Annotated in this window: 7 protein-coding genes; 2 read left to right on the forward strand and 5 right to left on the reverse strand. The window is 72.0% G+C overall.

The window, feature by feature from the left end:
• A partial coding sequence (locus tag AB0E96_RS33710; RefSeq protein ID WP_359829603.1) for a hypothetical protein occupies positions 1–1,177 on the reverse strand: 1,177 nt, incomplete at its 3' end.
• A gap of 180 nt (positions 1,178–1,357) precedes the next feature.
• Positions 1,358–2,719 carry a glutamine synthetase family protein gene (locus AB0E96_RS33715; protein ID WP_359829604.1) on the reverse strand — a complete coding sequence of 454 codons (1,362 nt, stop codon included), beginning with the start codon at positions 2,717–2,719 and terminating at the stop codon, positions 1,358–1,360.
• A gap of 198 nt (positions 2,720–2,917) precedes the next feature.
• Here AB0E96_RS33715 and AB0E96_RS33720 point away from each other — a divergent pair, with 198 nt between their 5' ends.
• Positions 2,918–4,672 (forward strand): NAD+ synthase, encoded by a 1,755-nt coding sequence (locus tag AB0E96_RS33720; protein WP_359829605.1) that lies wholly within the window; start codon positions 2,918–2,920, stop codon positions 4,670–4,672.
• A 38-nt stretch (positions 4,673–4,710) separates the two neighbouring features.
• On the opposite strand, the gene AB0E96_RS33725 is transcribed toward AB0E96_RS33720, so the two are convergent.
• The 3 genes from AB0E96_RS33725 to AB0E96_RS33735 all read right to left on the reverse strand — a co-directional run bounded on the left by AB0E96_RS33725 (position 4,711) and on the right by AB0E96_RS33735 (position 8,403).
• Positions 4,711–5,763: an endonuclease/exonuclease/phosphatase family protein gene (locus AB0E96_RS33725; protein WP_359829606.1), complete on the reverse strand. Its 1,053-nt coding sequence runs from the start codon at positions 5,761–5,763 to the stop codon at positions 4,711–4,713.
• A gap of 231 nt (positions 5,764–5,994) precedes the next feature.
• On the reverse strand, positions 5,995–6,636 hold the full coding sequence (locus AB0E96_RS33730; RefSeq protein ID WP_359829607.1) for a TetR/AcrR family transcriptional regulator: 642 nt from the start codon (positions 6,634–6,636) through the stop codon (positions 5,995–5,997).
• Between the two features lie 159 nt (positions 6,637–6,795).
• The gene (locus AB0E96_RS33735; RefSeq protein WP_359829608.1) at positions 6,796–8,403 is read right to left on the reverse strand and encodes an MFS transporter; all 1,608 of its coding nucleotides are present in this window, start codon (positions 8,401–8,403) and stop codon (positions 6,796–6,798) included.
• A 368-nt stretch (positions 8,404–8,771) separates the two neighbouring features.
• Here AB0E96_RS33735 and panB point away from each other — a divergent pair, with 368 nt between their 5' ends.
• Positions 8,772–9,641 (forward strand): 3-methyl-2-oxobutanoate hydroxymethyltransferase, encoded by an 870-nt coding sequence (gene panB, locus AB0E96_RS33740; RefSeq protein ID WP_359829609.1) that lies wholly within the window; start codon positions 8,772–8,774, stop codon positions 9,639–9,641.
• Positions 9,642–9,685 lie beyond the last annotated feature (44 nt).

Genomic DNA, 9,685 nt, shown 5'->3' on the forward strand with positions numbered 1-9,685 from the left:
CGGTGTCGAAGAGGATCTTGATGTCGGTGTCCCCGTTGCGCAGGAACGGCGAGATGTCCCAGCGGTTGGAGTCGTAGCCGAAGTTGTTGCGGTTGTACGGGGTGCGGATGAACTGGTCGGCCGGGGTCAGCTCCTCGATGGTGGAGTTGAAGGCGTCGTTGGAGGCGTGGTTGAGGTCCGAGAAGAGCGCCTGCGGGCCGTTGGTGGACTTCATGGCGAGGGTGTCGCCGGTCCACTTGAGGTCGCCGTCGTAGACCACGAAGCCGAGCTTGCCGGCGACCGGGCCGGTGGCGGGGGTCTGCAGCCCGGTGAGGTCGAACTCGCGCGGCGGGCTGTCCGGCAGCTCGACCCGGAAGCCGTCCCACAGGTGGATGTGCCGCAGCGGCTTGCAGTCGTTCTCGTACGCGACCACGATCGTCCAGCCGCCCCAACTGTGCGGCTTCACCACCGAGTCCATGTTGGCGACGGTGTAGGTGCCGTTGCCGGCCTGCTTGACCAGGTCGGTGATGTCGGCGGAGGCCTGGTAGCTGCTCTCCACGTCGGTGGTGATGTAGCCGATCGAGGGCTGGTCGTTGGCGATGTTGCGGTACTGGCCCTCGCCCGGGAGCTTCAGGTAGACCTCGTCGATCTGGTCCTCCGGCAGCACGACGTCGTCGATGCCGCGGGTGCCGCCCCAGTACAGCCGGGCGCTCTTGACGGTGGAGCCGTCGATCAGGCCGAGGTCGGCGGAGCTGGCGGAGTAGATCGCGTCACCGAGCGGGCCGACGCTGCCCGGGTCGATGTTGATGTACTTCATCTCGTACTTGTTGTTGATCGGCCGGCTGCCGAGGCCCTTGCGGGCGTCCTCGCAGGGCGGCTGCTCGGGGTCGAGGGGCGCCTTGGTCTCGTCGCAGGTCATCAGCGAGTTGCTGATGCGGGTGATCGAGCCGTGGAAGTCGCCCTCGAAGCGGGTGGTGAACGGCAGTTGGTTCTCGGCGATCGTGGTGGCCCTCGGCTTCGCACGCTGCGCGTGCTGCACACCCGCGTCCGGACCCGGGGCCGTGCCCGAACCACGGGCGTCGGCGAGGGTCGGGGCGGCCAGCAGTTGGCCCGCGACTGCGGCGAAGGCGGCGCCCGCGACACCGACCCGGCGGGCGAGCAGGCGGGTGGCGGCGGCGCGGCTGACGGAGGAGGTCATGTGATCCTCTTTCAGGACGGAACGGACAAGCAGGCCCATCGGACCACAACACTCCGTCACACAAGCATCACATTCCGCGACCGAGTCGGCGATCCGTCGCAGATCCACTCCATAGGAGGGCCCGCTGCCCTCCTCTCGGACGACAGCGGGCCGGAAACGGTTTGAACGGGCGTCACCCGCTCACAGCACCTGGAGGTTCTTCCGCAGCTCGAACGGGGTGACCTCGGAGCGGTACTCCTCCCACTCGTGCTTCTTGTTCCGCAGGAAGAAGTCGAAGACGTGCTCGCCGAGGGTCTCGGCGACGAGTTCGCTGCGCTGCATCAGGTCGATGGCCTCACCGAGGTTCTGCGGCATCGGCTGGATGCCGAGGGCGCGGCGCTCGGAGTCGGACAGCGCCCACACGTCGTCGTCGGCGCCGGGCGGGAGCTCGTAGCCCTCCTCGATGCCCTTCAGGCCGGCCGCGAGGGTGACGGCGTAGGCGAGGTACGGGTTGCAGCCGGTGTCCAGGGAGCGGACCTCGATCCGGGTGGAGCCCTGCTTGCCCGGCTTGTACATCGGGACCCGGATCAGTGCCGAGCGGTTGTTGTGGCCCCAGCAGATGTAGGACGGCGCCTCGCCGCCGGCCCCGGCGGTGCGCTGGGAGCCGCCCCAGATCCGCTTGTAGGAGTTCACCCACTGGTTGGTGACGGCGGCGGTCTCGGCGGCGTGCTTCAGCAGGCCGGCGATGAACGAGCGGCCGACCTTGGACAGCTGGTACTCGGCACCGGACTCGTGGAAGGCGTTGCGGTCGCCCTCGAACAGCGAGACGTGGGTGTGCATGCCGCTGCCGGGGTGCTCGGAGAACGGCTTGGGCATGAAGCTGGCGTGCACGCCCTGCTCCAGCGCGACCTCCTTCATGACCAGCCGGAAGGTCATGATGTTGTCGGCGGTGGACAGCGCGTCGGCGTAGCGCAGGTCGATCTCCTGCTGGCCGGGGGCGCCCTCGTGGTGGGAGAACTCGACCGAGATGCCCATCGACTCCAGCATGGTGATCGCCTGGCGGCGGAAGTCGTGGCCCACCCCGCGCGGGGTGTGGTCGAAGTAGCCGGACTGGTCGGCGGGGATCGGCGGGGTGCCGTCGCCGGGCAGGTTCTTCAGCAGGAAGAACTCGATCTCCGGGTGGGTGTAGAAGGTGAACCCCTGCGCGGAGGCCTTCTCCAGGGTGCGCTTGAGCACGAACCGGGGGTCGGCGTAGGAGGGCGAGCCGTCCGGCATCAGGATGTCGCAGAACATCCGGGCGGTGCCCGGGGTCTCCGAGCGCCACGGCAGGATCTGGAAGGTGGTCGGGTCCGGCTTGGCGATCATGTCGGACTCGTACACCCGGGCGAAGCCCTCGATCGCCGAGCCGTCGAAGCCGATGCCCTCCTCGAAGGCCTGTTCCAGCTCGGCCGGTGCCACCGCGACGGACTTCAGGAACCCGAGCACATCGGTGAACCACAGCCGGACGAACCGGATGTCACGCTCTTCGAGCGTCCGAAGCACGAACTGCTGCTGCTTGCCCATGGGGACAGTCTCACCTCTGCTCTTTACGCTCGTGTTACGCCTCGGAGGCCCTCGCAAAGACCTCGTAAAGCGACTGCCCCCATCATGGCCGATACCCGCCCGGCCCGGCAGTGCCGGCCCCCGCACCGGGCCCCGCCGCCGTCGCCGCGGCCCTTCTTGCCCAGGACATCGCGTCAGTTAGACGATTACACTCGGGGCATGCCCACTCTCCGTCTCGCCCTGTGCCAGATCGACCCCTGGGTCGGCGACCTCGCCCGCAACGGCGACGAGGTGGTGCGCCGGACCGGACAGGCCGTGGCGGCCGGCGCCCAGCTGGTCGCGTTCCCCGAGATGGCCCTCACCGGGTACCCGGTGGAGGACCTCGCCCTGCGCCACTCCTTCGTCGAGGCCTCCCGCGGGGCGCTGGTCGGGCTGGCCGGCCGGCTGGCGGCGGAGGGGCTCGGCGAGGTCCCGGTGGTGGTCGGCTACCTCGGGCGCTCCGAGCACGCCGCGCCGCGCTCCAACCGCCCGGCCGGCTCCCCGCAGAACTGCGCCGCGGTGCTCCACCGCGGCGAGGTGGTGACCCGCTTCGCCAAGCACCACCTGCCCAACTACGGCGTGTTCGACGAGTTCCGCTGGTTCGTCCCGGGCGACCAGCTGCCGGTCCTGCGGGTGCGCGGGGTGGACGTCGCCCTGGCGATCTGCGAGGACATCTGGCAGGACGGCGGCCGGGTCACCGCCGCCCGCGAGGCCGGCGCCGGGCTGCTGCTGGTCGTCAACGGCTCCCCGTACGAACGGAACAAGGACGACCAGCGGCTGGAGCTGGTGCGCCGCCGGGCGGCCGAGGCGGGCTGCACCCTCGCGTACGTCAACATGGTCGGCGGCCAGGACGAGCTGGTCTTCGACGGCGACTCGATCGTCGTCGGCGCGGACGGCCGGGTCCTGGCCCGCTCCCCGCAGTTCGAGGAGCACCTGCTGGTGCTGGACCTCGACCTGCCGGCCGCCGCCGGCGACGACACCGACGGCCTGCTGCTGAGCGACGGGCTGCACCTGGTCCGCACCGAACTGGGCGGCGAGCCGCGGGACGCGCCCGCCGCCGGGCTCACCGCCGAGGTGGCGCCGCGGCTGTCGGACGAGGCCGAGATCTGGGCCGCGCTGGTCTCCGGCACCCGGGCGTACGTCGTCAAGAACGGCTTCTCGTCCGTGCTGATCGGGCTCTCCGGCGGCATCGACTCGGCGCTGGTGGCCGCCATCGCGGTGGACGCGGTCGGCGCGCGGAACGTGCACTGCGTCTCGATGCCCAGCCGCTACTCCTCCGAGCACTCCCGGGACGACGCGGCCGAGCTGGCCCGCCGCACCGGGCTGCACTTCCGGACCGTCTCCATCGCCCCGATGGTCGACGCCTACCTGGGCGCCACCGAGCTGACCGGCCTGGCCGAGGAGAACCTCCAGTCCCGGCTGCGCGGCACCCTGCTGATGGCGATCTCCAACCAGGAGGGGCACATCGTGCTCGCGCCCGGCAACAAGAGCGAGCTGGCCGTCGGCTACTCGACCCTGTACGGCGACTCGGTGGGCGCCTACGGGCCGATCAAGGACGTCTACAAGTCGCTGGTCTTCCGGCTGGCGCGCTGGCGCAACGAGGAGGCCGAGCGGCGCGGCGAGGTGCCGCCGATCCCGGAGCACACCATCACCAAGCCGCCGTCCGCCGAGCTGCGGCCGGACCAGGTGGACACCGACTCGCTGCCGGACTACGACCTCCTGGACAGCGTGCTGACCCGCTACATCGAGGGCGACGAGGGCCGGGACGCGATCGTGGCGGCCGGCTTCGACCCGGCCGTGGTGGACCGGGTGGTCCGGCTGGTCGACACCGCCGAGTACAAGCGGCGCCAGTACCCGCCGGGCCCGAAGGTCTCGGTCAAGAACTTCGGCCGGGACCGCCGCCTGCCGATCACCAACCGCTGGCGGCGCGGTTAGGGCGTGTCCGACCCGAGCCGATCGGCAGGACGGTCCCCCTAACCGAACCGGTAGGTGGCGGCCACCGGGAGGTGGTCGCTGCCGTCCCTGGACAGGGTGCGGGAGTCGACCGGCTGGAGCCCGCCCTTGCTCATGATCTGGTCGATCCGGGCCATCGGGAAGGCGGCCGGCCAGCTGAAGCCGAAGCCGTCCCCGGCGGCGCCCTGGGCCGAGCGCATCTGCGAGGTGACCGGCGCCAGGCTGCGGTCGTTCATGGTGCCGTTGAGGTCGCCGAGCAGCAGGACCTTCTTCAGGGGCTCGGCCTGGATCGCGTCGCCGAGCGCCTGCGCGCTGACGTCCCGCTGGTTGACGGTGAAGCCGCCCTCGGCCTTCAGCCGCACCGAGGGCAGGTGCGCCACGTACACCGCGACCGGGCCCTGCGGGGTGGTGACCTCGGCCCGGAAGGCCCGGGTCCAGCCCATCCTCAGGTCCACCGGGGAGACGTCGGCGATCGGGTACTTCGACCAGAGGCCGACCGTGCCCTCCACCGTGTGGTGCGGGTAGGCGTCGGCCAGCCCGGTCTCGTACGAGCGCAGCTGCCGGCCGGCCAGCTCCTGCAGGGCGACGATCTGGGCGCCGGAGTCCACCAGGGTGCGGACGGTGCCCGGCACGTCGGTGTTGGCGGCGGCGACGTTGTGGCTGACCACCGTCCAGTCGCCCTTGCCGCCGCTCTTGTCGGTCAGCAGGCCGCCGAACAGGTTGACCCACAGCACGACGGGCAGCAGCAGGGCGAGCAGCGCGGTGGCGGAGCGGCGCAGCAGCGCGGGCACCAGCAGCACCGGGACGGCCAGGCCCAGCCAGGGCAGGAAGGTCTCCAGCAGGCTGCCGAGGTTGCCGACGCTGTTGGGCACCTCGGCGTGGAAGGCGAGCAGCGCGGCGGTGAGCACGGCCAGCACGGCGACCACCAGGCCGCGCCGCCAGGTGCTGCTGCCGCGGGCGTCCCGGCCCCACTGGCGCAGGCCGAGGAAGCCGCCGCGACGCGCCGCGGGGGCCGGGCCGTCGGTGCCGTCCTCGGGGGTCGACATCCGCTCGGTCCTGTCCGCCTGCGCCATGTGGTGGCTCCCGTCGCTCGTGCCGTCGCCGTCCCGGGGTGCGCCCGCCGAAGGTGCGGGCACGACCGGGCCGGTGCCGGTTTGATCGGATACCCGGCTCAGCCTATGCCGGGACAGACGTCGGGCCCGCTGAGCGGGTTCCGGCGTGGCCCGGTTTGGTGAGCGAGGCCACGTCCGGGGCCCGGGCCGGGCCGGGCGGCGGGTTGCCGGGCGGGCCGGGCGGTGGGCCGGTCAGTGGGGTGTCCGGCGGGGCGCGAGGCCTTCGAGCATCGAGTCGACCAGCTTGCGGGCGAGGTCCGGGTCCTCCAGGTCGGAGTCGTCCCACAGGATGCTGCGGTAGAGGATCGGCCCCATCAGCAGGTCGTTGAGCAGGTCCAGGTCGAGGTCGTCGCGGATCACGCCCTCGGCGACGGCCTGGCGGATCAGCCGGAAGCCGACCTCCCGGCGCGGCTTGATCACCCGGTCCCGGTAGGCGGAGTACAGCTCGGGCAGGGTCTGCATCTGGCCGAGGGCGGCTTTGAGCACCCAGCGGGTGCGCTTGGCCAGCCCGCGCCGGCGCACGTGGTCCACCAGGGCGATCAGGTCGGCCCGGGCGCCGGCGCCGGTGGGCTCCGGCAGCGGCTCCTCCAGCCGGCTGACCACGTCGACCAGCAGGGCCTCCTTGTTGGGCCAGCGCCGGTAGATGGTGGCCTTGCCGACGCCGCCGGCCGCGGCGATGCCCTCGATGGTGAGCTCGGACAGCGCGGTGCCGCCGGCCATCAGGTCCTCGACGGCCCGGAAGATGGCCTGCTCGGCGGCCTCGCTGCGGGGCCGGCCACGGCGCACCTCCGCGCAGTGCTGCCCGGTGTCGGCGGTCGGCGCGTCCGTCTTCATCCCCGCTGTCTCTCCCTTGCTCGCCCCCGGTCGCCCGGGCGCCGTGGGGTGTTCCCCGGTGGGTCCGGGCGGGGGCCTGCCCGGACCGAGGCCCTGCCGCCCGGGCGTACCCGGGTGACAGGGCCATTGTCACTCAGTCGCGTGCGACGCGGCCGCCGGTCAGGCGTCCGCGGCCGCGGCCTCCCGCTCACGGCCGTGCTGCTCGGGGGCCGGGCCGGCCGGGCCGGCGGGGGCCGCCGAACGGCGCGGCAGCAGGAACCAGGCGACGGCGGCGCCGATCACCGAGACGCCCACCGAGAGCGAGGCCACCACGTGCATGGCGTGGATGAAGGAGTCGTTGGCGGGGGTGACCAGCGCCTCGCCGCCGGGGATCCGGCCGGCGATCGCCAGGGTGGCCTCCAGCGACTCGCCCGCCTTGTCGCGCAGCCCCTCGGGCAGGTGGGTGAGGGTGTCGGCCATCCCGTCGCGGTAGACGGTGGAGAGCACCGCGCCGAGCACGGCGACCCCGAGCGAGCCGCCGACCTGGCGGAAGGTGTTGTTGACGGCCGAACCCGCGCCGGCCTTCTCCCGGGGCAGCGAGGCCATGATCGCGACGGTGACCGGCGGCATGACGTGCGCCATGCCGGCGCCCATCACCAGGCCGAGCAGGACCAGCACCCAGATCGGGGTGGTGGCGGTCAGCACGACGTAGCCCACGAAGCCGGCCGCGACCAGCAGCATGCCGCCGGCGGCGGTGGCGGCGACGCCGAGGCGGTCGACCACCAGCCGGGCCCGCGGGGCGAACACCAGCTGGGCGGCGGCCAGCGGCAGCATCAGCACACCGGCCTGGAGCGCGCTGTAGCCGCGCACGCTCTGGATGTAGAAGACGCCGAAGAAGGAGACGCCCATCAGCGCGAAGAAGATCACGCCGACGACCACCACGGAGGCGCTGAACACCTTGTTGCGGAACCAGCTGATGTCCAGCGCGGGGTACGCGGTGCGGCGTTCGAACCAGACGAAGGCGACCAGCGCGAGCACGCCGACCAGGGTGGGTGCCCAGGCCTCGACCGCGGTGAAGTCGGCCAGCTCGCCGCCCTTGATGATGCCGAAGATCAGCGCGACCAGGCCGATGATCGACAGCAGCACGCCGACCGGGTCCATCCGGCCCGGGTTGGGGTCCTTGGACTCGGGGACCAGCACCACCATCGCGATCACCGCGACGACCACGATCGGGACGTTGACCAGGAAGACCGAGCCCCACCAGAAGTGCTCGATCAGCAGGCCGCCGGTGATCGGGCCGATGGCGATGGCCAGGCCGACCGCACCGGCCCAGATCCCGATCGCCTTGGGCTGCTCGGAGCGCTCGAAGACGTTCATGATGATCGCCAGCGTGGCGGGCATCGCGAGCGCGCCGCCGACGCCCATCAGGGCGCGGTAGCCGATGAGTTCACCGGGCGAGGCGGCCATCGCGGACAGCAGCGAGGCTATGCCGAAGACCGTCATGCCGGCCAGCAGCGCGCGCTTGCGGCCGAACCGGTCGCCGAGCAGGCCGGAGGTGAAGAGCAGGCCGGCGAAGACCAGGGTGTAGGAGTTGATCGACCATTCCAGGTCGCTCTGGGTGGCTCCGAGGCCGACCGGCGCCGGGGTCGCGATGGTCTTCATCGCGACGTTGAGGATCGAGTTGTCGAGCACGACGACGAGCAGGGCGAGCAGCAGGGTGCCGAGGATCGCCCAGCGTCGACGGTGGATGGCTTCCGGCACGCGGGGTGGCGCGGCTGCGGTGGTCATTGGTCTTCCCGTCCGTGGTGGTGTGACACTGGCGGGCAATTCCGAGCCGAATGCGTCTCGTAACCCCCCGCACCAGAGTAGCGGGCGATACGATACGAGACGAACCCGTTTCGTAAAGAGCAGGCAAATTCGGGGGCCTCCCGCGCGCCCCGGCGCCCACGGCCCGCACGCCCCGGCGCGGGCCCGCCCGCACGCCCGGACACGGCGCGGACCGCACCGGGTGTGGCGTGGACCGCACCGGGTGTGGCGTGGATCGCACCGCGGCGAACGCACCCCTCTTTGCGCCGGAGCCGGGGCGTGCAAGCATGGAGGTGATCCGGGGACGCCGTACGGCGCCACGAGACGACAACCCTTCAGGAGTCCGTTCGATGAACGCTTCTACGCCTTCGCCTGCCCAGAACCAGGCGTCGACCGCCACCCTCTACGGCGGGGTCACCAACCGCCGCGTCACCGTCCGCGACCTCGCCGCAGCCAAGCAGCGCGGCGAGAAGTGGTCGATGCTCACCGCCTACGACGCCCTCACCGCGGGCGTGTTCGACGAGGCCGGCATCCCGGTGCTGCTGGTCGGCGACTCGGCGGGCAACTGCCACCTCGGCTACGAGACCACCGTCCCGGTGACCATGGATCAGATGGTGATGCTCTCCGCCGCCGTCGTCCGCGGCACCAAGCGGGCCATGATCGTCGCCGACCTGCCGTTCGGCTCGTACCAGGAGTCCCCCGCCCAGGCCATGCACAACGCGGCCCGGCTGATGAAGGAGGCCGGGGTCGGCGCGGTCAAGCTGGAGGGCGGGGAGCGCAGCGCCCGCTCGATCGAGCTGCTGGTCGAGGCCGGCGTCCCGGTGATGGCCCACATCGGCCTCACCCCGCAGTCCGTGCACGCCCTCGGCGGCTACCCGGTCCAGGGCCGCGGCGACGAGGCCGCGCACCAGCTGCTGCGCGACGCCAAGGCCGTCCAGCAGTCGGGCGCCTTCGCGGTGGTCCTCGAGGCCGTACCGGCCGAGCTGGCCGCCCAGGTCACCGAGCAGCTGGCGATCCCGACCGTCGGCATCGGCGGCGGGCCGGACACCGACGCCCAGGTGCTGGTCTGGACCGACATGGCCGGCATGACGGCCGGCCGGGTGCCCAAGTTCGTCAAGCAGTACGCCGACCTGCGGACCGTCCTCGGCGACGCCGCCCGCGCCTACGCCGAGGACGTGCGCACCGGCACCTTCCCGGCCCCGGAGCACAGCTTCCACTGACGCCCGCTCCCCCGCGGCCCCGCTCCGGTCCGGAGCGGGGCCGC

The organism is Kitasatospora sp. NPDC036755, from assembly GCF_040636595.1.
In the GTDB taxonomy this organism is placed as follows: domain Bacteria; phylum Actinomycetota; class Actinomycetes; order Streptomycetales; family Streptomycetaceae; genus Kitasatospora.

What these genes read in the sequence shown, in the direction of transcription:
- AB0E96_RS33715 (WP_359829604.1), bottom strand. Translation starts at nt 2,719, where the DNA reads ATGGGCAAGCAGCAGCAGTTCGTGCTTCGGACGCTCGAAGAGCGTGAC.
- AB0E96_RS33720 (WP_359829605.1), top strand. Translation starts at nt 2,918, where the DNA reads ATGCCCACTCTCCGTCTCGCCCTGTGCCAGATCGACCCCTGGGTCGGC.
- AB0E96_RS33725 (WP_359829606.1), bottom strand. Translation starts at nt 5,763, where the DNA reads ATGGCGCAGGCGGACAGGACCGAGCGGATGTCGACCCCCGAGGACGGC.
- AB0E96_RS33730 (WP_359829607.1), bottom strand. Translation starts at nt 6,636, where the DNA reads ATGAAGACGGACGCGCCGACCGCCGACACCGGGCAGCACTGCGCGGAG.
- AB0E96_RS33735 (WP_359829608.1), bottom strand. Translation starts at nt 8,403, where the DNA reads ATGACCACCGCAGCCGCGCCACCCCGCGTGCCGGAAGCCATCCACCGT.
- panB (WP_359829609.1), top strand. Translation starts at nt 8,772, where the DNA reads ATGAACGCTTCTACGCCTTCGCCTGCCCAGAACCAGGCGTCGACCGCC.